The sequence below is a fragment of the Pseudomonas fluorescens genome, from assembly GCF_902498065.1.
In the GTDB taxonomy this organism is placed as follows: domain Bacteria; phylum Pseudomonadota; class Gammaproteobacteria; order Pseudomonadales; family Pseudomonadaceae; genus Aquipseudomonas; species Aquipseudomonas fluorescens_BJ.
The window spans coordinates 583,871-607,387 of the sequence record NZ_CABVIR010000002.1 but is presented as its reverse complement, the minus strand read 5'-3'; the positions used below and the strand labels follow the sequence as shown (position 1 = coordinate 607,387).

25 protein-coding genes are annotated in these 23,517 nt (G+C 60.5%); 2 read left to right on the top strand and 23 right to left on the bottom strand.

What is annotated here, in order from left to right:
* Positions 1 to 14: 14 nt before the first annotated feature.
* From ccmI to ccmA, 9 genes are all read right to left on the bottom strand, one after another.
* Positions 15 to 1,217, bottom strand: a complete 1,203-nt coding sequence (gene ccmI, locus F8N43_RS12130; protein WP_150653827.1) for a c-type cytochrome biogenesis protein CcmI — start codon at positions 1,215 to 1,217, stop codon at positions 15 to 17.
* Positions 1,214 to 1,684 (bottom strand): cytochrome c-type biogenesis protein, encoded by a 471-nt coding sequence (locus F8N43_RS12125; RefSeq protein WP_150637732.1) that lies wholly within the window; start codon positions 1,682 to 1,684, stop codon positions 1,214 to 1,216. Before F8N43_RS12125 ends, ccmI begins: the two co-directional genes overlap by 4 nt.
* On the bottom strand, positions 1,681 to 2,217 hold the full coding sequence (locus tag F8N43_RS12120; RefSeq protein WP_150630206.1) for a DsbE family thiol:disulfide interchange protein: 537 nt from the start codon (positions 2,215 to 2,217) through the stop codon (positions 1,681 to 1,683). Before F8N43_RS12120 ends, F8N43_RS12125 begins: the two co-directional genes overlap by 4 nt.
* Positions 2,214 to 4,202: a heme lyase CcmF/NrfE family subunit gene (locus F8N43_RS12115; RefSeq protein ID WP_150630207.1), complete on the bottom strand. Its 1,989-nt coding sequence runs from the start codon at positions 4,200 to 4,202 to the stop codon at positions 2,214 to 2,216. Before F8N43_RS12115 ends, F8N43_RS12120 begins: the two co-directional genes overlap by 4 nt.
* A 3-nt stretch (positions 4,203 to 4,205) precedes the next feature.
* Positions 4,206 to 4,661 carry a cytochrome c maturation protein CcmE gene (gene ccmE, locus F8N43_RS12110; RefSeq protein WP_150637729.1) on the bottom strand — a complete coding sequence of 152 codons (456 nt, stop codon included), beginning with the start codon at positions 4,659 to 4,661 and terminating at the stop codon, positions 4,206 to 4,208.
* A complete protein-coding gene (ccmD, locus tag F8N43_RS12105; RefSeq protein ID WP_008145547.1) occupies positions 4,658 to 4,834 on the bottom strand; it encodes a heme exporter protein CcmD in 177 nt (58 codons plus the stop codon). Before ccmD ends, ccmE begins: the two co-directional genes overlap by 4 nt.
* A complete protein-coding gene (locus F8N43_RS12100) occupies positions 4,831 to 5,586 on the bottom strand; it encodes a heme ABC transporter permease (protein WP_150630208.1) in 756 nt (251 codons plus the stop codon). Before F8N43_RS12100 ends, ccmD begins: the two co-directional genes overlap by 4 nt.
* A gap of 78 nt (positions 5,587 to 5,664) precedes the next feature.
* Positions 5,665 to 6,333, bottom strand: a complete 669-nt coding sequence (gene ccmB / locus F8N43_RS12095; RefSeq protein ID WP_084320586.1) for a heme exporter protein CcmB — start codon at positions 6,331 to 6,333, stop codon at positions 5,665 to 5,667.
* Entirely contained in the window at positions 6,330 to 6,965 is a 636-nt protein-coding gene (gene ccmA / locus F8N43_RS12090) for a cytochrome c biogenesis heme-transporting ATPase CcmA (protein WP_150630209.1), read from the bottom strand. The genes ccmB and ccmA overlap by 4 nt, the downstream gene beginning before the upstream one ends.
* 196 nt (positions 6,966 to 7,161) lie before the next feature.
* On the opposite strand from ccmA, the gene F8N43_RS12085 reads away from it, so the two are divergent.
* Together F8N43_RS12085 and F8N43_RS12080 are read left to right on the top strand one after the other, a co-directional pair.
* Positions 7,162 to 8,736 carry a flagellar hook-length control protein FliK gene (locus F8N43_RS12085; protein ID WP_150653826.1) on the top strand — a complete coding sequence of 525 codons (1,575 nt, stop codon included), beginning with the start codon at positions 7,162 to 7,164 and terminating at the stop codon, positions 8,734 to 8,736.
* Complete coding sequence (locus F8N43_RS12080; protein ID WP_150630211.1) at positions 8,733 to 9,062, top strand: EscU/YscU/HrcU family type III secretion system export apparatus switch protein; 330 nt, start codon at positions 8,733 to 8,735, stop codon at positions 9,060 to 9,062. Before F8N43_RS12085 ends, F8N43_RS12080 begins: the two co-directional genes overlap by 4 nt.
* A 130-nt stretch (positions 9,063 to 9,192) precedes the next feature.
* Here the strand turns inward: F8N43_RS12080 and F8N43_RS12075 are convergent, their stop codons facing one another.
* From F8N43_RS12075 to flhA, 14 genes are all read right to left on the bottom strand, one after another.
* Positions 9,193 to 9,585, bottom strand: a complete 393-nt coding sequence (locus tag F8N43_RS12075) for a DUF2802 domain-containing protein (RefSeq protein ID WP_150630212.1) — start codon at positions 9,583 to 9,585, stop codon at positions 9,193 to 9,195.
* Positions 9,586 to 10,071 (bottom strand): chemotaxis protein CheW, encoded by a 486-nt coding sequence (locus F8N43_RS12070; RefSeq protein WP_008024622.1) that lies wholly within the window; start codon positions 10,069 to 10,071, stop codon positions 9,586 to 9,588.
* Positions 10,072 to 10,146: 75 nt separating this feature from the next.
* Positions 10,147 to 11,046: a CheW domain-containing protein gene (locus F8N43_RS12065; protein ID WP_150637725.1), complete on the bottom strand. Its 900-nt coding sequence runs from the start codon at positions 11,044 to 11,046 to the stop codon at positions 10,147 to 10,149.
* Position 11,047: 1 nt separating this feature from the next.
* Positions 11,048 to 11,836, bottom strand: a complete 789-nt coding sequence (locus F8N43_RS12060; RefSeq protein WP_150630214.1) for a ParA family protein — start codon at positions 11,834 to 11,836, stop codon at positions 11,048 to 11,050.
* Between the two features lie 43 nt (positions 11,837 to 11,879).
* The gene (gene motD / locus F8N43_RS12055; protein WP_150630215.1) at positions 11,880 to 12,770 is read right to left on the bottom strand and encodes a flagellar motor protein MotD; all 891 of its coding nucleotides are present in this window, start codon (positions 12,768 to 12,770) and stop codon (positions 11,880 to 11,882) included.
* Between the two features lie 15 nt (positions 12,771 to 12,785).
* Positions 12,786 to 13,526 carry a flagellar motor protein gene (locus F8N43_RS12050; protein WP_150630216.1) on the bottom strand — a complete coding sequence of 247 codons (741 nt, stop codon included), beginning with the start codon at positions 13,524 to 13,526 and terminating at the stop codon, positions 12,786 to 12,788.
* Positions 13,526 to 14,656 (bottom strand): protein-glutamate methylesterase/protein-glutamine glutaminase, encoded by a 1,131-nt coding sequence (locus F8N43_RS12045; protein ID WP_150653825.1) that lies wholly within the window; start codon positions 14,654 to 14,656, stop codon positions 13,526 to 13,528. The genes F8N43_RS12050 and F8N43_RS12045 overlap by 1 nt, the downstream gene beginning before the upstream one ends.
* A gap of 50 nt (positions 14,657 to 14,706) precedes the next feature.
* On the bottom strand, positions 14,707 to 16,953 hold the full coding sequence (locus tag F8N43_RS12040) for a chemotaxis protein CheA (protein WP_150653824.1): 2,247 nt from the start codon (positions 16,951 to 16,953) through the stop codon (positions 14,707 to 14,709).
* Positions 16,954 to 16,999: 46 nt separating this feature from the next.
* Positions 17,000 to 17,788: a protein phosphatase CheZ gene (locus F8N43_RS12035; protein WP_150630219.1), complete on the bottom strand. Its 789-nt coding sequence runs from the start codon at positions 17,786 to 17,788 to the stop codon at positions 17,000 to 17,002.
* Between the two features lie 22 nt (positions 17,789 to 17,810).
* Positions 17,811 to 18,182: a chemotaxis response regulator CheY gene (locus tag F8N43_RS12030; protein WP_161986607.1), complete on the bottom strand. Its 372-nt coding sequence runs from the start codon at positions 18,180 to 18,182 to the stop codon at positions 17,811 to 17,813.
* A gap of 167 nt (positions 18,183 to 18,349) precedes the next feature.
* The gene (fliA, locus tag F8N43_RS12025) at positions 18,350 to 19,090 is read right to left on the bottom strand and encodes an RNA polymerase sigma factor FliA (protein WP_007894214.1); all 741 of its coding nucleotides are present in this window, start codon (positions 19,088 to 19,090) and stop codon (positions 18,350 to 18,352) included.
* The gene (fleN, locus tag F8N43_RS12020) at positions 19,087 to 19,917 is read right to left on the bottom strand and encodes a flagellar synthesis regulator FleN (protein WP_008001746.1); all 831 of its coding nucleotides are present in this window, start codon (positions 19,915 to 19,917) and stop codon (positions 19,087 to 19,089) included. Before fleN ends, fliA begins: the two co-directional genes overlap by 4 nt.
* 116 nt (positions 19,918 to 20,033) lie before the next feature.
* Positions 20,034 to 21,362 carry a flagellar biosynthesis protein FlhF gene (gene flhF, locus F8N43_RS12015; RefSeq protein ID WP_150630220.1) on the bottom strand — a complete coding sequence of 443 codons (1,329 nt, stop codon included), beginning with the start codon at positions 21,360 to 21,362 and terminating at the stop codon, positions 20,034 to 20,036.
* An 11-nt stretch (positions 21,363 to 21,373) separates the two neighbouring features.
* The gene (gene flhA / locus F8N43_RS12010; protein WP_150630221.1) at positions 21,374 to 23,503 is read right to left on the bottom strand and encodes a flagellar biosynthesis protein FlhA; all 2,130 of its coding nucleotides are present in this window, start codon (positions 23,501 to 23,503) and stop codon (positions 21,374 to 21,376) included.
* Positions 23,504 to 23,517: the final 14 nt, after the last annotated feature.

Here is a 23,517-nt window from a genome sequence, read left to right as displayed (position 1 = left end):
GGCGGTGGTTCCTGTTATTTGTCCGGACTGTCGATGGTCAGTTTTTGCGGCACGGTGGTGGTGCTGGCCAGAGGCTGGCTGCGACCGATCCATTCGCCGGCAGTCGGTTGGCCGGCCCGTGAGATGCGCGCAACCAGTTGGACTTCAGGGAAGTTCGACAGTTTCAACTGCGGCATCATTGCGTCGGCATCGCCCAGTTCGACGGTCGCCGGCAAGTCGGCCACGGTCAGGCGTTTGGCGGCCAGCGGTGCAGGAGGGCCCGAGGTGGCGCGGGCAAAGATGAACACGCTGTCGCCCGGTTGAACCTTCGCCTTGAGCTCTGGCGCCAGATCGACGCGGACCTTGAGCAGCGCCGCAACCTTGGCCGCAGGCGCCTGGGCAACCTTGCCGCCACTGGCTTCGAGTTTCTCGGTAGCCCGGGCAATCCCGCCTTGCAGCGCGGTGCGGGAATTGTCTTCCGGTGGCAGTTGCACCAACAGGCGATTCCAGTAATCGATGGCGTCCTGATAACGCGCGCTTTCAAACGCGGCGATACCGAGCAGGCCGAGGCTGGTGACTTCCTTCGGATCGGCTTTCAGCGCTTCGTCGGTCAGGGCCTGTACCTTGTCCGACCACTTCTTGCCATCGGCGAAGTACTGGGCTTGCGCCCATTGGCCGAGCAGTTCCGGCTGACGACCGGCCACGTTCACCGTGCGCTCGAAGATCTTCGCCGCGTCGGCGGGACGATCCTGTGCCATGTAAGTGCGCCCCAGGAAGTACAGGCCTTCGGCCGAATCCGGCTGAGCGGCGACGGCACGCTCCAGGCGCAAGGTCATCTCTTCCATCGACTGCGGCGCCTGAGCGAATTCGCGGGTCAGTTCAACCTTGTCGCTCGCGCCGAAATGCAGGTAGAGCCCAAGCCCCAAGACCGGTACCAGAACCGCTGCCAGCAGCGGTAAGGGTTTGCCCAGACGGGAAACGCGTGGAGCCTCGACGCCTTCGGTGTCGGCAAGCAGCTCACGGGCCGCTTCGGCGCGACCGGTGTCCATTTGCACGGTGTCGAGAACGCCCTCTTCCTGCTGAGTCTGCAACTCAGCCACGCGCTCTTGATACAGCGCGACGTTCAGGGCAGTACGATCCTCCTCAAGCTGGGCGCGACGGCCACGCAGAACGGGGATCAGCAGAAAACTCAGGGCAACCAGAAGCAGCAGACCTGCAGCGAGCCAGAAATCAATCATTCTTGGTTTTTATCCAACAGTTGATCGAGGCGCTCGCGCTCCTCGGCAGAAAGCTCATCCTTGGTATCAGCGCGTTGCACGCGACGACGGCGGACGATCACGGCGATGATCACAAAACCGCCCAATAGCAGGCCGGCAGGGCCGAACCAGAGCAAGGCGGTCTTGGCGTTGAGTGCAGGTTTGTAGCGAACAAAGTCACCGTAGCGATCGACCATGAAGTCGATGATCTGCTGATTGTCCTTCCCCTCGCCCAACATGCGAAAAATCTCTTTGCGCAGGTCGGCGGCGATCGGTGCATTGGAATCGGCGATGTCCTGATTCTGGCACTTGGGGCAACGCAGTTCTTTGGTCAGTTCGCGAAAACGCTCGCGATCACCTTCTTTGGCGAACTCATAGGTGTCGATGGCGGCGTGTGCAACGCCGGCCATGCTCAGGCCCAATACAACAGCGGCTATCCAGCGTTTCATGGTTTCGCCTCATCGACCAGCGCCTGATACTTGGCCGCCAGTTTTTCGCGCCAGACCTGCTCGTCGATCACGCCGACGAACTTGTCGCGGATGATGCCTTTGGCATCGATGAAGAAGGTTTCCGGAGCGCCATAAACGCCGAGGTTCAGACCCAATGTGCCTTCGTCGTCACGGATATCCAGTTGGTACGGGTTGTGGAACTCCACCAGCCACTTCAAGGCATCCGCATTGATGTCCTTGTAGTTGATGCCGTAGATCACCACCCCCTTCTCGGCCAGTTTGTTCAACACCGGGTGCTCGACCCGGCAGGAAATGCACCAGGTGCCCCACACGTTGACCAGCGCCGGTTTACCGAGAATGTCGGCCTTGGTCAGGGTTTTGTCGCCCTGCACCGCAGGCAGGGAAAACTCCGGGAACGGCTTGCCGATCATGGCCGAAGGCAGCTCGGCCGGGTCCAGATAGAGACCGCGATAAAGGAAAACAGCCACCACCAGAAAAATCGCCAGCGGCAACAGCATCAACCAACGTCTCATGCCGTCGCTCCCGTCATGCCCAATGCTTCACGCACTCGGCTTTTTACCTTGACCCGATAACGACGATCCAGCGCCGCCAGCAATCCGCCCAAGCCGGTCAGCAGACCGCCAAACCAGATCCAGCGCACGAACGGTTTGACGTGCACGCGCACAGCCCAGGCGCCATCGCCCAGTGGTTCGCCAAGTGCGACGTAGAGGTCACGGGTGAAACCGGCGTCGATCCCGGCTTCGGTCATCACCGAGTTCTGCACGGTGTACAGGCGTTTTTCCGGGTGCAACACGCTGACTTCCTTGCCGTCGCGGATGACCCGCACGGTGCCTTTGTCGGAAGTGAAGTTCGGGCCTTCGAAGTGCTTGGCGCCTTCGAACACAAACTGATAACCGCCGAGGTCCATGGACTCGCCCGGCGCCAGGCGCAGGTCGCGCTCGGCACTGTTCTGGCTCGACAGCACGACGCCGAGCGCGCACACGGCGATACCCAAATGCGCAATCTGCATGCCCCAATAGCTGCGAGTCAGGGTCGGCAAGCCTTTGATCAGACCTTTGTGGCGGGTCTTGTCGAGAATGTCGCGCACACCGGCCAACAACACCCAAGCGGCCAGCATGAACGTCGCGATGACTGCCCAGTTGAAATCGCCGTAAGCGACACCAGCCACCACGGCCAGCGCGGCGCTGCCGAGCAACACCGGGGTGAGCATGCTCATCAGCCATTTGACCGGGGTGTCTTTCCAGCGCACCAGCATGCCGACCGCCATCACCACCATCAGCAACGCCATCAAAGGAATGAACAACGCATTGAAGTACGGCGGGCCGACCGACAACTTGGCGCCGGTCATCGCGTCGAGAATCAGCGGGTACAACGTGCCAAGCAGGATCATCGACGCCGCCACCACCAGCACCAGGTTGTTGCCCAGCAGCAGGGTTTCCCGGGACCAGAGGTTGAAGCCGACATGGCTCTTCACCACCGGTGCGCGCAGGGCGAAGAGCGTCAGCGAACCGCCGACCACGAACAGCAGGAAGATCAGGATGAACACGCCACGCTCTGGGTCGGAGGCAAACGCATGAACCGAGGTCAGCACGCCGGAGCGCACGAGGAAAGTCCCGAGCAGGCTCAACGAAAACGCAGCGATGGCCAGCAACACGGTCCAGCTCTTGAACACGCCACGTTTTTCGGTGACCGCCAGCGAGTGAATCAGCGCCGTACCGACCAGCCAAGGCATGAAGGAAGCGTTTTCCACTGGATCCCAGAACCACCAGCCGCCCCAGCCGAGTTCGTAGTAAGCCCACCACGAACCGAGGGTGATGCCAATACCGAGGAAGGCCCAGGCGACGATGGTCCATGGCCGCGACCAGCGCGCCCAGGCCGCGTCGAGACGACCGCCGAGCAATGCAGCGATGGCGAACGCGAACGCCACGGAGAAACCGACGTAGCCCATGTACAGCATCGGCGGGTGAACGATCAGGCCGATGTCTTGCAACAAAGGATTGAGGTCACGACCGTCCGCCGGAATCTGCGGCAGGATCCGTGCGAACGGGTTGGAGGTGAGGATCAGGAACAGCAGGAAACCGGTGCTGATCATGCCCATCACCGCCAGCACCCGAGCCAGCATCACTTGCGGCAGCTGCCGGGAGAACACTGACACGGCGAAGGTCCAGCCACCGAGGATCAACGCCCACAACAGCAACGAACCTTCATGCGCGCCCCACACCGCACTGAACTTGTAGTACCACGGCAACGCGCTGTTGGAGTTGCTGGCGACGTAGGCGACGGAGAAGTCGTCGGCCATGAACGCGTAGGTCAGGCAACCGAAAGCGAACAGCAGAAACGCGAACTGCCCCCAGGCGGCCGGTTGGGCCAGGCTCATCCACAAACGATCACCGCGCCAGGCGCCGAGCAACGGCACAACGGCCTGAACCAGCGCGAAACACAGCGCCAAAATCATGGCCAGGTGGCCCAATTCAGGGATAAAGATTCCGGATGTCATCAATTAGCCCTCTTTTGCTGGAGTGGGTGCCGACTGGCCGCTGTCTTTCAGGGCCTTGGTCACTTCCGGCGGCATGTACTTCTCGTCGTGCTTGGCCAGCACTTCATCGGCCACCACCACGCCGTCGGCGTTCAGTTTGCCCAGCGCGACGATGCCCTGCCCTTCGCGGAACAGGTCCGGGAGGATGCCGCGGTAACTGATGGTCACGGATTTTTTGAAGTCGGTGACGATGAATCTCACATCCAGCGAATCGCCGGAACGTTGCAGCGAACCCTTCTCGACCATCCCGCCCGCACGGATACGCGTATCTTGCGGCGCTTCGCCATTAGCGATCTGGGTCGGGGTGTAGAACAGATTGATGTTCTGCTGCAGGGCGCTCAGGGCCAGACCGACGGCAGCGCCGACACCGACCAGGATCGCGAGAATGATGATAAGACGCTTTTTGCGCAGCGGATTCACTTGCCGTTCTCCCGGCGCAAACGACGCGCCTCTTGTTGCAGATACCGCTTGCGGGCCAGGATCGGCGCCGCCACGTTGAGGGCCAGCACCGCCAGGCAGATGCCGTAGGCTGACCAGACATACAGGGCATGATGGCCCATGGCGAGGAAGTCGCCGAATGACGCAAAACTCATCGAGCGGCCTCCAGGCTGTTCTGCACTTCGGCTTTCACCCAACTGGCGCGCGCTTCGCGCTTGAGCACTTCAAGGCGCATGCGCAGCAGCAAAACCGCGCCGAAGAAACAGTAGAAACCCAGCACCGTCAGCAGCAACGGCAGCCACATTTCGGCCGGCATCGCCGGTTTTTCGGTGAGGGTGAAGGTCGCGCCCTGGTGCAGGGTGTTCCACCACTCTACCGAGTATTTGATGATCGGAATGTTGATCACGCCGACAATCGCCAACACCGCGCAGGCCTTGGCCGCGCTGTCACGATTGCTGATGGCGTTGCCCAGCGCAATGAGACCGAAGTACAGAAACAGCAGAATAAGCATGGACGTAAGTCGTGCATCCCAGACCCACCACGAGCCCCAGGTCGGCTTGCCCCAGATGGCACCGGTGACCAGCGCCACGGCAGTCATCCAGGCACCGATGGGCGCCGCGCATTGCAGGGCGACATCGGCCAGTTTCATTTTCCACACCAGCCCGACGATGCCGCACACCGCCAGCATGACGTAGACGGACTGTGCCAGCATCGCGGCGGGAACGTGGATATAGATGATGCGAAAGCTGTTGCCTTGCTGGTAGTCCGGCGGCGCGAAGGCCAGGCCCCAAACGACACCAACGCTGATCAGCAGCAACGCTGCGATGCTCAGCCACGGCAGCAGTTTGCCGCTGATGCCATAAAACCATTTGGGTGAGCCGAGCTTATGAAACCAGGTCCAGTTCATTACTGTTTCCATCACGGTTGCTGCTCGCCATCACGAGCAGCGCAGGGTCTTTACTGGTTAAAATTTAACCAGACCTCATTATTCGCCGACGCTGATCTTCAGGCCAGCAGCTATTGCAAAAGGTGTCAGGGTTATCGCCAGGGCGGTCAGGCTACCAAGCCACAGGAGATAACCGGTCGCCGGCATGCCCTGCAATGCCGCCTGCAAGGCGCCACTGCCGAGAATCAACACCGGGATGTACAACGGCAGAATCAGCAGCGCCAGCAACAAGCCGCCACGCTTCAAGCCGACCGTCAGGGCCGCGCCCACCGCACCGAGCAGGCTCAGCACCGGTGTACCCAGCAACAGGGAAAGCAGCAACACTGGCAGACAGGCGGTGGGCAAACCAAGCATCAACGCCAGCAGTGGAGCGAGCAAAACCAGTGCCAGACCCGAGAAGGCCCAGTGTGCCAGTACCTTGGCCAAAACCAGAAGAGGCAGGGGGTGCGGCGAAAGGACCCACTGTTCGAGGGAACCGTCTTCGAAATCACTGCGGAAAAGCCCGTCCAGCGAGAGCAAAACCGATAAAAGGGCCGCTACCCAGACCAGTCCCGGAGACAAGGTTTGCAACAATTGAGACTCGGGGCCGACCGCCAACGGGAACAGTGAAACCACAATCGCGAAGAACACCAGTGGGTTGGCCAACTCCGCCGGACGACGGAACAACAAGCGAGCCTCACGGGCGACCAACAGGCCGAAAACACTCATACGGCCCAATTCCCCAGATCAATATCGCGATAGCCGGTCGGCATTCGGCTCAGCGTGTGGTGCGTGGTCAGCACGACCATGCCACCGCGCTCACAGTGCCCGGCCAGGTGTTCTTCGAGTTGCGCCACGCCTTGCTTGTCGAGCGCGGTGAAAGGCTCGTCGAGAATCCATAGCGGCGGGCTGTCCAGATACAACCGCGCCAGCGCCACACGGCGTTGCTGGCCAGCGGACAGGGTGTGACAGGGAACATCTTCAAAACCGCGCAGTCCGACAGCGGCAAGTGCTGCCCAAATGGCTTCATGGGAGGCCGGTTGATGCAGCGCGCACAGCCAGCTGAGGTTTTCTTCGGGGGTCAGCAAATCCTTGATGCCCGCGGCATGACCGATCCACAGCAGATTGCGCGCCAGTTCGCTGCGTTGTTCGTTCAACGGCTGGCCGTTGAGCAACACTTGACCGGCGGTCGGCTGCATCAGGCCCGAAAGCAGACGCAAAAGGCTGGTTTTGCCACTGCCGTTGGGGCCGCTGATTTGCAACATTTCGCCACCGGTCAGTCTCAATTCGAGATTTTCGAAGAGCAGCCGAAGGTCTCGCTCACAGGCAAGGGCAACGGTTTGCAGGACTGGACTGGTCAAGAGATCACGGGCCTTTACGGTTCAAGTCGGCGGCGGTGCAGCCGCTAAAGAGATGCAGCATAGATGCATTGGCGGCCTGTTCTAGAGAGCTGCGTCAAACAATTGCAATGTTTTTGCCACTCTCCGAAAGACGGGCGGCATTATACATGCCATGCCCTACTCTAAAGAGGGCAATTTCCTCAGGTTGTGACCGCGTATGACAGGCGAAATGAACATCCTCCCGCTACCACCGACCACGCCCGCGACGTCGCGGCCACAGATGGTGAGTGGTGAACTGCTCAAGCTGCTGACGCCGATGGAAGGCCTGATCAGCGCAGGGCAGACCGCCAAAGCCGAAGTGCTGTCACTGAAGCAGGCGGATCAGACCTTTCAACTGCTGCTCAAGGTCACCCTTGAAAGCGGCCGTCAGACCACGGTTCAGGCCACCAGCAGTCAACCGTTGCCACAGGGCACGAACCTGGCAATCACCCAGCCATCGGCGGGCAACCTTGCCGTGACGGTGCAACAGGCCATTGCCTCCAGCGTTGCCACCCTCACCCGCATCGACACGGCACAACTGCCGGTGGGCACCTTGCTGCAAGGCAAAGTGCTGACGTCCCAAGTGCTGCCGCAAGTGCCGGGCCAGCCGACGGTGTTTCGTTCGATGGTGAGTCTGCTCAACACGGCGCTGAGCGGCAGCACCCTGAACATCGACAGCCCGACGCCGTTGCGCATCGGCACCCTGCTGAGCGCGCTGGTGCAAGATACCCACACCCTTAAATTCGTACCGTTGAGCAACCGCCAGGAACAACTGGCAGTCACCCAACAACTGGTCAGCCAACAAAGCCGCCAAGGCTCACTGGACGGATTACTGAAGCTTCTGCAAAACCTGCCAACCTCGAACACGACATCCAGCGACCTGCGCGCCGCCGTGGACAAACTGCTCGCCGGCCTGCCGGACGTGCAGCAACTCAGCACGCCAAAAGGCCTGGCCCTGGCGCTGGCCAATAGCGGGCTGTTCCTTGAAGCGAAGCTGCTCGCCGGGACGAATCCGACGCTGGCACCGGACATGAAGGGCGATCTGCTGAAGCTGATCGCGCAACTGACACCGGGGTTACCGGCCAACACCAATCTCAACGCGATCATCGCGGCCAACACGTTGGCCCAGGCCATGCCGAGTTTCGTACGCAGCGCTCTCGGCATGCTCGGACAGGTCAGCGCCAAACCGCAGCCAACCAGTTTTCCTCTGCCGGAGCGCTTCCTGCAGAGCCTGGACGGCGAAGGTGATCTGGAGCACTTGCTGCGTTTGGCGGCAGCGGCGGTTTCACGTCTGCAAAGCCATCAACTGTCGAGCCTGGAGCAAACCGGCGTCACCGACGACGGTCGGCTGATGAGCACCTGGCAGCTGGAAATCCCGATGCGCAATATGCAAGACATCGTGGCGCTGCAGGTCAAGTTTCAACGCGAGGAAGCGCCGGAGAAAGAACAACCCCATGAACGCCGTGACGAACGAGAGCCCAAGCAACAATTGTGGCGTGTCGATCTGGCGTTCGACATGGAGCCGTTAGGTCCGCTGCAGATTCAGGCGCAGTTGATCAACGGCAGTCTGTCCAGCCAGCTGTGGGCCGAGCGCCCGTACACCGCGAGCCTGATCGAGAGCAATCTGGCCGGGCTGCGCGAACGCTTGCTGGCGTCTGGCCTGAACGTCGGCGATCTCGATTGCCACCTTGGCACACCGCCGCAAGGCCCCCAAACCCGTCTGGAACAACGCTGGGTCGACGAAACCGCATGAGAAATCCCGAGACGCCACGCCAGGCCATCGCCCTCAAATACGACGGCACCCACGCCCCGACCCTCACGGCCAAGGGCGACGAAGAACTGGCGGAAGAAATCCTGAAGATTGCCCGCGATTATGAAGTGCCGATTTACGAGAACGCCGAACTGGTGAAGCTGCTGGCAAGGATGGAGCTTGGGGACAGTATTCCGGAGGAGTTGTATCGCACGATTGCCGAGATCATTGCGTTTGCCTGGAACCTGAAAGGCAAGTTTCCTGAAGGGCATGATCCGAGCGCGCAAATGATCGAGAAGGACATCACCGATCGCGGGGATGATTACTGAGGTTTCGAGGACGCCATCGCGGGCAAGCCCACTCCCCCAGAGTTAGCGGTGTTCACACCTGTTGTGTCCACCTCGATTCCCTGTGGGAGCGGGCTTGCCCGCGATAGCGATTTCAGCTGAATCGCAACAATCAGTTCTTGTGCAACTTGCTCATCAACTCCGCCTCAGCCTGGGTCAACCCGCAGGACTGAGTCAGCTCGTCGACACTCGCGCCCATTCCGACCAGGCGCGCTGCCTGGGCAAACGACAGGCTCGACGGATCGCGCTGTTCAAGCTGAGCCAGCTTGTCCGGCAACGGGCCGACGACAGCGCGCAGTTCGTGCAGGTCTTCACCCATGCGCACGTTGCCACTTTGATAGTTGTCAACGCGCTTGGCCAGGTCCTTGATGCGCTGATCGCGCAGCGCATCGCCCTCGGCCTGTTGCGCGGCGATCTGCCGCTGACCGCGAATGTACGCCAGAAACATCGCCAGCGTGCCTGCCCAGAAGAGAAACAGGACAATGACCGCAACCTCAAGAATCAATCAGATACTCTCCAGTTCCGACCATTCTTCTTCGCTCATCATCTTGTCCAGCTCGACCAGGATCAGCAATTCGTTGTTCTTGTTGCACACGCCTTGAATGAACTTGGCGGACTCTTCGTTACCCACGTTCGGCGCGGTTTCGATTTCCGACTGACGCAGGTAAACCACTTCGGCCACGCTGTCGACCATGATGCCGACCACTTGCTTGTCGGCTTCGATGATGACGATCCGGGTGTTGTCGCTGATCTCGGCGTTCATCAGGCCGAAGCGCTGACGGGTGTCGATCACGGTGACCACGTTACCGCGAAGGTTGATGATGCCCAGCACGTAGCTCGGGGCACCCGGGACCGGGGCGATTTCGGTGTAACGCAGGACTTCCTGAACGCGCATCACGTTGATGCCGTAGGTTTCATTGTCCAGCTTGAAAGTTACCCATTGCAGGATCGGATCTTCGGAACCTTTTGCAGACGACGCCTTATCATTCATACCCTGACCCCTCGAAAAACCGCCCCTGGCGGTGTGTGTTCGGTGCGATGGCAAGTCACTTGCCCCGCGTGTTTTTTATGTCGGTTTGTGGGGCTGCTTGCCGCCGCCCATGTGCTTCGCCCCACCGCTGGCGATCAGCTCGGCCAGTTGGGAAACGTCGAGCAACGCACACATGTGTTCAATCACTGTGCCCGCCAGCCATGGCCGTTGACCACGATGGCTGCGCCATTTGATTTCGTTCGGGTCCAGGCGCAACGAGCGGCTGACCTGATGCACCGCCAGCCCCCACTCGTAGCCCTGAACCGAAATAACGTATTGCAGCCCCTGACGGAAGTCATCGCGATAGCGGTCGGGCATGACCCAACGGGCGGTATCGAGCACTTTCAGGTTGCCGGCCTGGCTCGGCAGGATCCCGAGGAACCATTCCGGTTGCCCGAACAGCGGCGTCAGCTCCTGACCGGCCAGGGAATAAATCGAGCCCAGGCACACCAGCGGCACCGCCAGGGTCAACCCGGCGACATCGAACAACAGGCACTCGAACGGTTCGGCGGCCCACGCAGGACGGCCGTCGGTTTCCACGGGTGGCGGCGTGTTGCTCGGTGGCAGATGGACTTCAACGATCGGCGGCACCAGCGCTTGCAGCAGCGGCGCGATGGTCGATACCGGCGCCAGAACCGGGGCCGGCGCTTCGATCAGCGCCACCGGGGCTTTCACCACAGGTGCCGCGACCGGTGCGGTAACGACTGCCGGTTTCTCGGCCGGTTTCAGCCCATCGCGGGCCTGTTCTTCAAGTACTGCCGCCTGGAACTCATCCAGCGCCGCTTCAACTTCGACCACCTGGACAATCGTTTCGATTTCCGGCGGCAACGCTCCGATTTCCGGTGGCAACTCTTCGGTCGCTTCCATCAGCAAGCTGTCCAGATAGGACTGCAGCGCAAGTTGCGGGCGGGAAGTGATTTTTACCGGGCGATTCATCTCACGCCACCTGCGCAACAGATTGCTGCGCCAACAGGTGCTTGAGCAGCGCGCGATAGGCCAGCACGCCGCGACTCTTGCCGTCGAACTGCGAAGGCGTCACGCCGGCACGGCTGGCGTCGCGCAAACGCGTGTCGACCGGAATGTAGCCTTGCCAGATTTCTTCCGGGTACTTGTCGCGCAACACCCGCAAGGTCCCGAGCGATGCCTGGGTGCGCCGGTCGAACAGGGTCGGCACAATGCTGAATGCCAGCGGCTGCTTGCGCGAACGATTGATCATCGCCAGCGTGTTGACCATGCGCTCCAGGCCTTTGACCGCCAGGTGCTCGGTCTGCACCGGAATCACCAATTGCTGACTGGCCGCCAAGGCATTGACCATCAGCACACCGAGCAACGGCGGGCTGTCGATCACCGCGTAATCGAAATCCTGCCACAGTTGCGCCAGGCTCTTGGCGATCACCAGGCCCAAACCACTCTGCCCCGGCGACTGGCGCTCGAGGGTCGCCAGCGCGGTGCTCGACGGCAACAGGGAAATACTCGCGTGACTGGTGGGCAACAGCAATTGACCGGGCAAGCCCTGCGGCACGCTGCCCTTGTGCAGGAACAGGTCGTAGCTGCTGTGCTCCAGGCTGTCGGGATCGTAACCGAAGTAACTGGTCATCGAGCCGTGGGGGTCGAGATCGACCACAACCACGCGCTTGCCCGCCTCAGCCAGCAACCCGGCTAAAGCGATAGAGGAAGTGGTTTTACCAACACCACCCTTTTGATTGGCAACGGCCCAGACTCTCATTCGGATTGTTCCTCCCGGTCGACCCGGTCGACCGAGAAATAGCTCAACGTATTAATGCGGGTGACGGAGAATTGACGGCGCTCTCTCGTCCCGGCGACTTGACCGGTGCAGGTGCAGTTTGTGTGCCAGCACGCTTCAATGCGGCATCCGGTTGCGCATGAGCGGTTCCGGTGCCGGTGAGGCTGCGACGGACATCGAGATTTCGCGACACCACCAACACCACGCGACGGTTGCGCGCCCTGCCCTCGGCCGTGGCGTTATTGGCCACCGGCTGAAATTCGCCGTAACCCACCGATGCCAATCGACCAGGATTGACACCCTGCATCGCCAACATCCGCACGATGCTCGCCGAACGCGCCGAGGACAGCTCCCAGTTGGTCGGGTACTGCGCGGTACGGATCGGTTGATCATCGGTGAAGCCTTCGACGTGAATCGGGTTGTCGAACGGCTTCAGGATCGCTGCGACTTTATCGATGATGTTGAACGCCATGTCGCTAGGCATGGCATCGCCACTGCCGAACAACAGACTGGAATTGAGTTCGATCTCGACCCACAGCTCGTTGCCGCGCACGGTCATCTGATTGGAGCTGATCAAGTCGCCGAACGCGGCGCTGATGTCATCGGCAATGCTTTTCAGCGGATCGCTGGTACCGGCGATGCCGGCGTCGACCTGCTCGCTGTCCTTGACCAGCGGCTTGGCCGGGGTCACGGTTTTCGGACGCTCTTCGCCGATGGGAATCGGCTGGAGCGAACGATCCGAATCGGTGAACACGCCGATCAGCGCTTGCGAAATGATCTTGTACTTGCCTTCGTTGATCGAAGAGATCGAGTACATCACCACGAAAAAGGCAAACAGCAGGGTAATGAAGTCGGCGTAGGAAACCAGCCAGCGTTCGTGGTTTACGTGTTCTTCAGGTTGCCGGCGACGAGCCATAATCCATTACCCCCATCAATCCATGAAGCCCTGAAGCTTCAACTCAATAGAGCGAGGGTTTTCACCTTCGGCGATCGACAGGATGCCTTCCAACAACATTTCGCGATAACGCGACTGACGCAAGGCAACGGATTTGAGTTTGGCGGCAATCGGCAGGAGCACCAGGTTGGCACTGGCCACGCCGTAGATGGTGGCGACGAAGGCCACGGCAATGCCGCTGCCCAGTTGCGACGGATCGGCCAGGTTGCCCATGACATGGATCAGGCCCATCACCGCACCGATGATGCCGATGGTCGGCGCGTAGCCGCCCATGCTTTCGAAGACTTTGGCGGCTTCAATGTCGCGGCTTTCCTGGGTGTAGAAATCCACTTCCAGAATGCTGCGAATCGCTTCCGGTTCGGCGCCGTCCACCAGCAGCTGCAGGCCTTTACGCGAGTAGGCGTCGGGTTCGGCGTCGGCCACCCCTTCCAGACCGAGCAGACCTTCCTTGCGGGCGGTCAGGCTCCAATTCACCACGCGGTCAACGCCGCCGGCGAGGTCGATGCGCGGCGGGAACAGGATCCAGCCGAGAATCTGCATGGCGCGCTTGAAGGCGCTCATCGGCGATTGCAGCAGCGCCGCACCGACGGTCCCGCCGAGCACGATCAACGCTGCCGGACCGTTGGCCAACGCGCCGAGGTGGCCGCCTTCAAGGTAGTTGCCACCGATGATGGCGACGAACGCCATGATGATCCCGATAAGGCTGAGTACATCCATCAGATACACGCCTCGACCAGGTGTTTACCTATGTCGTCGAGGCCGTACACCGCATCGGCGAGTTCGGCTTTGACGATGGCCATCGGCATGCCGTAGATCACGCAGCTGGCTTCATCCTGAGCCCAGATCGAACTACCGCCCTGCTTGAGCAGACGTGCACCTTCACGACCGTCGGCGCCCATGCCGGTCAACACGACCGCCAGAACTTTGTCACCGTAGGTCTTGGCGGCCGAACCGAAGGTGATGTCCACACACGGCTTGTAGTTCAGACGTTCGTCGCCCGGCAGGATTTTCACCGCGCCACGGCCGTCGATCATCATTTGCTTGCCACCCGGTGCCAGCAGCGCCAGGCCCGGACGCAGGATGTCGCCATCCTCGGCTTCCTTGACGCTGATACGGCAGAGCTTGTCCAGACGTTCGGCGAACGCCTTGGTGAAGGCGGCCGGCATGTGCTGGATCAGCACGATCGGGGCCGGGAAGTTGGCCGGCAACTGGGTCAAAACCCGTTGCAGGGCAACCGGGCCGCCCGTGGACGTGCCGATGGCGACCAGTTTGTAGGCTTTGCGTTTCGGCGCTGGCGACGACGGGCTGGCTGCGGAGCTGCGAGCAGGCATCGGTGCCGGTGCCGGACGTGCAGGTGCGCTGCTGCCATAACTGCCGATGCTGGAAGGCGCAGGTGTCGGGGCGGGTGCAGCGACCGGTGCCGGCGCGCTGTAGGCGCTGACACGACGATTACTGCGCGAGATGCTGAGAATCTTCTCGCACAGCAGTTGCTTGACCTTCTCGGGGTTGCGCGAGATGTCTTCGAAATTCTTCGGCAGGAAATCCACCGCACCGGCGTCCAGCGCATCCAGGGTGACCCGGGCGCCTTCGTGCGTCAGCGAGGAGAACATCAAGACCGGGGTCGGGCAGCGCTGCATGATGTGCCGCACCGCCGTGATGCCATCCATCATGGGCATCTCGTAGTCCATGGTGATCACGTCTGGCTTGAGCGCCAGCGCCTGATCGATCGCCTCTTTTCCGTTGGTCGCCGTACCGACGACCTGGATATTCGAATCCGCTGAAAGAATTTCCGAGACGCGGCGGCGGAAAAACCCCGAATCGTCCACCACCAGGACTTTGACTACCATAAACACTCCGTTAGGCGGGGGCGAGGCGCAGTCGCCCCGCTCCCCCAGAATCAAATACGCCGTGCGGCGTAACGCTTGAGCATGCTCGGAACATCGAGAATCAGCGCTATGCGGCCGTCACCGGTGATGGTGGCGCCCGACATGCCCGGAGTTCCCTGGAGCATCTTGCCCAATGGCTTGATGACCACTTCTTCCTGGCCGACCAGTTGATCGACAACGAAGCCGATCCGCTGGGTGCCCACCGAAAGGATCACCACATGGCCTTCGCGCTGCTCTTCGTGAGCGGCGGAGCTGACCAGCCAGCGCTTGAGGTAAAACAGTGGCAGTGCCTTGTCCCGCACGATCACCACTTCCTGACCGTCCACCACGTTGGTGCGCGACAGGTCGAGGTGGAAGATCTCGTTGACGTTCACCAGCGGGAACGCAAACGCCTGGTTGCCGAGCATGACCATCAGCGTCGGCATGATCGCCAGGGTCAACGGGACCTTGATGACGATCTTCGAGCCCTTGCCCTTGGTCGAGTAGATATTGATCGTGCCGTTGAGCTGGGCGATCTTGGTTTTCACCACGTCCATGCCCACGCCACGACCCGACACGTCGGAGATTTCGGTCTTGGTCGAGAAACCCGGGGCGAAGATCAGGTTGAAGCAGTCGGACTCGCTGAGGCGGTCTGCCGCATCCTTGTCCATCAAGCCTTTCTTCACCGCGATGCTGCGCAACACGTCGGCGTCCATGCCTTTGCCGTCATCGGAGATGGACAGCAGGATGTGGTCACCTTCCTGTTCAGCGGACAAAATCACTTTGCCGCTGCGCGGTTTACCCATCGCTTCGCGGTCAGCCGGCTCTTCGATACCGTGGTCGACCGAGTTGCGCACCAAGTGGACCAGCGGGTCGGCCAGGGCCTCGACAAGGTTTTTGTCGAGGTCGGTTTCTTCGCCGACCAGCTCCAGGTTGATCTCTTTCTTGAGCTGGCGAGCCAGGTCGCGAACCAGACGCGGGAAGCGCCCGAAGACCTTCTTGATCGGTTGCATCCGGGTCTTCATGACCGCGGTTTGCAGGTCGGCCGTGACCACGTCAAGGTTCGACACGGCCTTGGACATGGCTTCATCGGCGCTGTTGGCACCCAGGCGAACCAGGCGGTTACGCACCAGCACCAACTCGCCGACCATGTTCATGATTTCGTCGAGACGCGCGGTGTCGACCCGAACGGTGGTCTCGGCTTCGCTGGCCGGTTTTTCCGCCGGTGGCGCGGCCGGTGCACGGGCAGGCGCCGGTGCAGCAGCGGCAGCAGGTTTCGGTGTTTCGGCTTTCGGCTCGGGTGCCTTGGCAACAGGTGCCGGGGCTTTGGCAACAGGCGCTGCGACTGAAGAAGCGGCAGAACCTGTGCCGACTTCAGTGAACTTGCCTTTGCCATGCAATTCGTCGAGCAGCGATTCGAACTCGTGATCCGAGATCAGATCGCCGCCGGCCGCTGCGGCGGTTGGCACAGCCGGGGTCGGTACCGAGGCAATGGCCGATTCCAGCGCGTCGACCGCAAAGTTGCCCTTGCCGTGCAGCTGATCGAGCAGTGCTTCGAACTCGTCGTCGGTAATGTCGGAGCTGTCGCCTGGCGCTTTCGGCGCTGCCGGTGCGGCTGGCACCGCGGGTGCAGCCACCGCGTCGACCGCGAACTGGCCTTTGCCGTGCAGTTGATCGAGCAACGACTCGAACTCGGCATCGGTGATTTCGTCGCTGGTCGCGGCATCGCCGGCCGGCTGCGGAGCCGCCGCCGGGGCCTCAGCCTGCGCCTTGACGGCGTTCAGCGAGTCCAGCAGTTGTTCAAATTCGTTATCGGTGATGTCGCCTGATTCGGCTTCGGCAACCGATTCTTCCACCACTTCAGCCACCGGTGCGGCTTGCTCGGCGGTTTGCGGCTCGGCCAGACGGGCCAGGGCCGCCAGCAATTCAGGTGTGGCAGCCGTTATCGGGCTGCGCTCGCGGACTTCGGTAAACATGCTGTTCACCGCGTCCAGCGCTTCGAGAACCACGTCCATCAGTTCCGAGTCGACGCGACGCTCACCCTTGCGCAGGATGTCGAACACGTTCTCGGCGATGTGACAGCACTCCACCAGCTCGTTGAGCTGGAGGAAGCCGGCGCCCCCTTTTACAGTGTGAAAACCGCGAAAAATTGCATTGAGCAAGTCCGCATCATCCGGTCGGCTTTCAAGCTCGACCAGCTGTTCGGACAGTTGCTCTAGAATCTCGCCGGCCTCAACCAGGAAATCCTGAAGGATCTCTTCATCGGCGCCGAAGCTCATTAAGGGTGTGCTCCTACAGGTCTAAAAACCTAAAATGCCTAAAATTCTAAAACCCTAGGCTGGATAGCAAGTCGTCCACATCGTCCTGACCGGACACAACGTCTTCTCTTTTATCGGCATGAATCTGCGGACCTTCACCCTGAGAGAGATGTTTTTGCGGATCTTTTTCTGCAAGCATCGCTTCACGGTCATGTTCGATGCCCGCAAAGCGGTCCACCTGACTGGCCATAAGCACGAGCTTGAGCAGGTTGCTTTCAACTTCAGTGACCAGTTGGGTCACACGCTTGATCACTTGACCGGTGAGGTCCTGGTAATCCTGAGCGAGCAGAATGTCGTTGAGGTTGCTCGACACTGCACGGTTATCCACGGTGCTGCGTGTCAGGAAACCGTCGACACGCCGTGCCAGTTCACGAAACTCCTCAGCCCCGACTTCGCGACGCATGAACCGCCCCCAGTCCGTGCTCAGCGCCTGGGCTTCATCGCTCAGGCTGTTGACCAACGGCGTGGAGTTTTCGACCAGATCCATGGTGCGGTTGGCTGCGGCCTCTGTCAGCTTGACAACGTAACCCAGACGCTCGGTGGCATCTGTGATCTGGGACACTTCCTCGGCTTGCGGCATGTGCGGGTCAATCTGGAAATTGACGATCGCGCTGTGCAGCTCGCGGGTGAGCTTGCCCACTTCCTGATACAGGCCGCGGTCACGGGTCTGGTTGAGCTCATGGATCAGTTGCACAGCGTCGCCGAACCTGCCTTTTTCAAGGCTTTCGACCAGTTCGACCGCGTGTTTTTTCAGGGTCGATTCAAAATCGCCCTGTGAAGATTCTTTGTGGTCCATAGCTCCCCCGTGGCGCAGTTTCTCAACCGATGCGTTCGAAAATCTTCTCGATTTTGTCTTTCAACGCCTGGGCCGTGAAGGGTTTGACCACATAGCCGTTTACGCCGGCCTGGGCCGCTTCGATGATCTGCTCACGCTTGGCTTCAGCGGTCACCATCAGCACCGGCAGGTGCTTGAGCTTTTCATCGGCGCGCACATGACGCAGCAGATCGATACCGGTCATGCCAGGCATGTTCCAGTCCGTTACCAGAAAGTCGATGCTTCCGCTGTTGAGAACCGGAATGGCAGTAACACCATCGTCGGCCTCGACCGTGTTGGTGAACCCAAGGTCACGCAACAGGTTTTTTATGATCCGCCGCATCGTTGAGAAGTCATCAACGATGAGGATTTTCATGTTCTTGTCCAATTCGACCTCCAAGCAGTCTTAAACGCCCCCAGCACCTGGACGCGCCATTTCAATCAATCCGGCAAAGCACTCAATGACTGTCTGGAGCACAACAGATCGAGACCGGCGCAGTTCAACACCACACCAGCCACGTTCGCAGTGTCCCCACACTGCCTTCAGCGCGCTCGCCACTCCCCCAAACGCCCCCGCAAACGGGCCGCGCACTGGCTGTGTAACTGGCTGACCCGAGATTCGCTGACCCCCAGGACCTCACCGATTTCCTTGAGATTCAACTCTTCGTCGTAGTACAGCGCCAACACCAGTCGCTCACGCTCCGGCAAATTGGCAATCGCGTCCGCCAGCGCCGCCTGGAAGCGTTCATCTTCCAGATCGCGTGACGGCTCGAGATGAGCACTCGCGCCATCCTCGTGCAGCCCTTCGTGTTCGCCGTCCTGCAACAGATCGTCGAAACTGAATAACCGGCTGCCCAGGGTGTCGTTCAAAATCCCGTAGTAATCGTCGAGACTCAATTGGAGTTCGGCCGCAACTTCGTGATCTTTAGCGTCACGGCCGGTTTTAGCTTCAATCGAGCGAATTGCGTCGCTGACCATGCGGGTATTGCGGTGGACCGAACGTGGCGCCCAGTCCCCTTTGCGCACTTCATCAAGCATGGCGCCGCGGATTCGAATGCCCGCGTACGTCTCGAAACTCGCGCCTTTGCTGGCGTCGTATTTGGTGGACACTTCAAGCAGGCCGATCATCCCGGCCTGAATCAGGTCTTCGACCTGGACGCTGGCGGGCAGTCGCGCCAGCAAGTGGTAGGCAATGCGTTTGACCAGTGGCGCGTAACGCTCGATCAGCTCGTACTGCGCGTCACGTGCCGACTTCTTGTAGAGGTTGTAACCGCTGGCGGTCATAGCACGGGTCCTGCCGTTTGTTGCACGAGGCGCTCGACGAAAAACTCCAGGTGCCCACGCGGGTTGGCGGGCAGCGGCCAGGTATCGACCTTTTGTGCGATGGCCTTGAAAGCCAGGGAACACTTGGAGCGAGGAAAGGCTTCATAGACCGCGCGCTGCTTCTGCACAGCCTTGCGCACGCTTTCGTCGTACGGCACCGCACCGACGTATTGTAAGGCGACGTCGAGGAAGCGGTCCGTGACCTTGGTCAACTTGGCGAACAGGTTGCGGCCTTCCTGCGGGCTCTGGGCCATGTTGGCCAGGACCCGGAAGCGGTTCATGCCGTAGTCGCGGTTGAGCAGTTTGATCAGGGCGTAGGCGTCGGTGATCGAGGTCGGCTCGTCGCAGACCACCAGCAAGACTTCTTGCGCGGCGCGAACGAAACTGACTACCGAGTCACCAATCCCCGCAGCAGTGTCGATCACCAGCACGTCGAGGTTGTCGCCGATATCGCTGAAGGCCTGGATCAGACCGGCATGCTGAGCCGGGCTCAGATGCACCATGCTTTGAGTGCCGGACGCGGCCGGGACGATGCGGATTCCGCCGGGGCCTTGCAACAACACGTCGCGCAGCTCACAGCGGCCTTCAATGACGTCGGCCAGGGTACGTTTGGGTGTCAGTCCCAGCAGGACGTCAACGTTCGCCAGCCCCAGATCGGCGTCCAGCAGCATCACGCGCCGGCCGAGCTCAGCTAGAGCCAGGGACAAGTTCACTGACACGTTAGTCTTCCCGACGCCACCTTTGCCGCCGGTCACCGCGATCACCTGTACGGGATGCATGCTGCCCATGTTATTTCTTTACCTTGTCTTGCATAGACGGAGGCCACATTACTGGCTGCGCGTTCATCAACTGAACAATGCATGGCAGACCATCGATGTAGGTACAAAAACTGTTCATTAATACCTCAGCCAACCTGCTTGGTCGGGCTGTGGTAAATATCAGCGAACATGTCAGCCATGGCTTCTTCGCTGGGTTCTTCCTGCATTTGCACGCTGACGGCGCGGCTGACCAACTGATGACGACGCGGCAGATGCAAATCATCCGGAATACGCGGTCCATCGGTCAGGTAAGCCACCGGCAATTCATGACTGATTGCCAGGCTCAACACCTCACCCAGGCTTGCCGTTTCATCCAGTTTAGTCAGGATGCAGCCAGCGAGCCCGCAGCGCTTGTAACTGTGATACGCGGCGGTTAGAACCTGTTTCTGGCTGGTGGTTGCCAGAACCAGATAATTTTTTGATTTGATGCCACGGCCGGCCAGACTTTCGAGCTGCATGCGCAATGCGGGATCGCTGGCCTGAAGGCCCGCGGTATCGATCAGCACCACACGCTTGCGCAGCAACGGATCCAGCGCCTGCACCAGGGACTGGCCGGGATCGACGTGGGTGACCGACACATTGAGGATCCGACCGAGCGTCTTGAGTTGTTCCTGAGCACCGATACGGTAGCTGTCCATGCTCACCAGCGCGATGTTCTGAGCGCCGTACTTGAGCACGTAACGGGCCGCAAGCTTGGCCAGCGTGGTGGTCTTGCCCATGCCCGCAGGGCCGACCATGGCAATCACGCCGCCCTCTTCCAGTGGCTCGACTTCCGGCGTGGCGATCATCCGCGCCAGGTGCGCCAGCAACATGCGCCAGGCCTGACGGGGCTCTTCGATGCCGGTAATCATTTCCAGCAGATCGCGGGACAACGGGCCGGACAAACCGATGCGCTGCAGGCGACGCCAAAGGTTGGCCTGGGCCGGACGGCTGCCTTGCAGCTGGTTCCAGGCCAGGGAGCCGAGTTGTACTTCCATCAGTTCGCGCAGGCTGTTGAGTTCGAAACGCATCGAATCGAACGCCCGCGGATCGACACCGCCGGAGGCTGGCGCGGGCGCCGGCGCTGCACGACGGGGTTCAGTGTAAGTCGGTTCGATCAGCGGTTCGGCGGCGGTGAGTGGCAGGCCGGCAAACAACTGGCGATTGGTGGACTTGTCGCTCTCGCCCTCGCTACGCAGGCTCAGTTCGGCCTGGGCGGTGACGATCCGCGACTGGGTCTTGCGCAGCTCGTCCTCGAGCTCCATGTTTGGAACACGTGGGGCCAGCGCCGACAGCTTGTAATCTAGAGCAGCCGTCAGCTCGACACCGCCGGCGATCCGGCGATTGCCAATGATGGCGGCATCAGCGCCCAGCTCATCACGAACCAGCTTCATGGCCTGACGCATATCGGCGGCGAAAAAACGCTTAACTTGCATAAACCACTACCTCAGCCGTTGGGCCCTACTGTCGCAACGATGGTCACTTGCTTGTTGTCAGGGATTTCCTGGTAAGCCAACACGTGCAAACCCGGGACTGCCAGTCGGCCGAATCGCGACAGCATCGCGCGAACCGGGCCGGCCACCAGCAGAATCACCGGTTGACCTTGCATTTCCTGACGCTGCGCCGCATCGATCAACGAGCGTTGCAGTTTTTCAGCCATGCTTGGCTCCAACAGAACACCCTCTTCCGAGCCTTGTCCTGCCTTCTGAAGACTATTGAGCAATATTTGTTCCAACCTTGGCTCCAGGGTGATAACTGGAAGCTCGGACTCAGTCCCTACAATGCTTTGGACGATTGCACGGGATACGCCGACGCGCACCGCGGCGACCAAAGCGGCAGTATCTTGACTCTTGGCGGCATTGTTGGCGATCGCCTCGGCGATGCTCCGAATGTCGCGTACTGGCACCTGCTCGGCCAGCAACGCCTGGAGCACCTTGAGCAGCTGCGACAACGAAACCACGCCCGGCACCAGCTCCTCGGCCAGTTTTGGCGAGCTTTTGGCCAGCAATTGCATGAGTTGCTGCACTTCTTCGTGGCCGATCAGCTCACTGGAGTGCTTGTACAGAATCTGGTTCAAGTGGGTTGCCACTACCGTACTGGCATCGACCACGGTGTAACCGAGGGATTGTGCCTGTGCACGCTGACTGACTTCGATCCAGACCGCCTCCAGCCCGAAAGCCGGATCTTTGGCGGTAATGCCGTTGAGCGAGCCGTAGACCTGGCCGGGGTTGATCGCCAGCTCGCGGTCCGGATAAATCTCCGCTTCGGCCAGGATCACCCCCATCAAGGTGAGGCGATAGGCGCTCGGTGCGAGGTCGAGGTTGTCACGGATATGCACAGTCGGCATCAGGAAGCCCAGATCCTGGGACAGCTTTTTACGCACGCCTTTAATCCGCGCCAGCAACTGACCACCCTGGTTGCGGTCTACCAGCGGAATCAGACGATAGCCGACTTCCAGGCCAATCATGTCGATCGGCGTCACATCGTCCCAGCCAAGCTCCTTGGTTTCCTGAGCGCGTGCCGGCGATGGCAGCAATTCCTGCTGACGCTTGACCTCTTGCAAGGCCTGAACCTTGACGATGTTCTGCTTCTTCCAGAACAGATACGCACCGCCGGCCGCCAGGGCCGCCATGCTCAGGAAGGAGAAGTGCGGCATGCCGGGCACCAGGCCCATGACCGCCATCAAACCCGCCGCCACGGCCAGCGCCTTCGGCGAGGCGAACATCTGGCGATTGATCTGCTTGCCCATGTCTTCCGAACCCGAAGCACGGGTCACCATGATCGCAGCCGCTGTAGATAACAACAGTGATGGCAATTGCGCCACCAAACCGTCACCGATGGTCAGCAGCGCGTAAACCCTGCCCGCATCGCCAAAGGTCATGCCGTGCTGGAAGATACCGACCGCCATGCCGCCAATCAGGTTGATAAACAGAATCAGCAAACCGGCGATGGCGTCACCGCGCACGAATTTACTGGCACCGTCCATGGAACCGTAGAATTCGGCCTCCTGGGCCACGTCCATCCGGCGCAGCTTGGCCTGGTTCTGATCGATCAGGCCGGCGTTCAGATCGGCGTCGATCGCCATTTGTTTACCAGGCATCGCATCGAGGGTGAAACGCGCGCTCACCTCGGAAATCCGCCCGGCACCCTTAGTGACCACGACGAAGTTGATGATCATCAAAATCGCGAAGACCACGATACCGACCACGTAGTTACCGCCGATCACCACCTCACCGAACGCCTGGATCACCTTACCGGCGGCGGCATGGCCGTCCTGCCCGTGAAGCATCACCACCCGCGTGGAGGCCACGTTCAGCGCCAGCCGCATCAGCGTCGCCACCAGCAGAATGGTTGGGAACACCGCAAAATCCAGTGGTCGCAAGGCGTAGACGCAGACCAGCAACACAACGATGGACAAGGCAATGTTGAACGTGAAGAACACGTCCAGCAGGAACGGCGGTATCGGCAACATCATCATTGCCAGCATGACCAGCAGCAACAACGGCACGCCCAGATTGCCCCGACTTAAGTCGGCAACGTTTGTGCGGGCACTGTTGAGTAACTGAGAGCGATCCACCGGTTTTCCCCGTT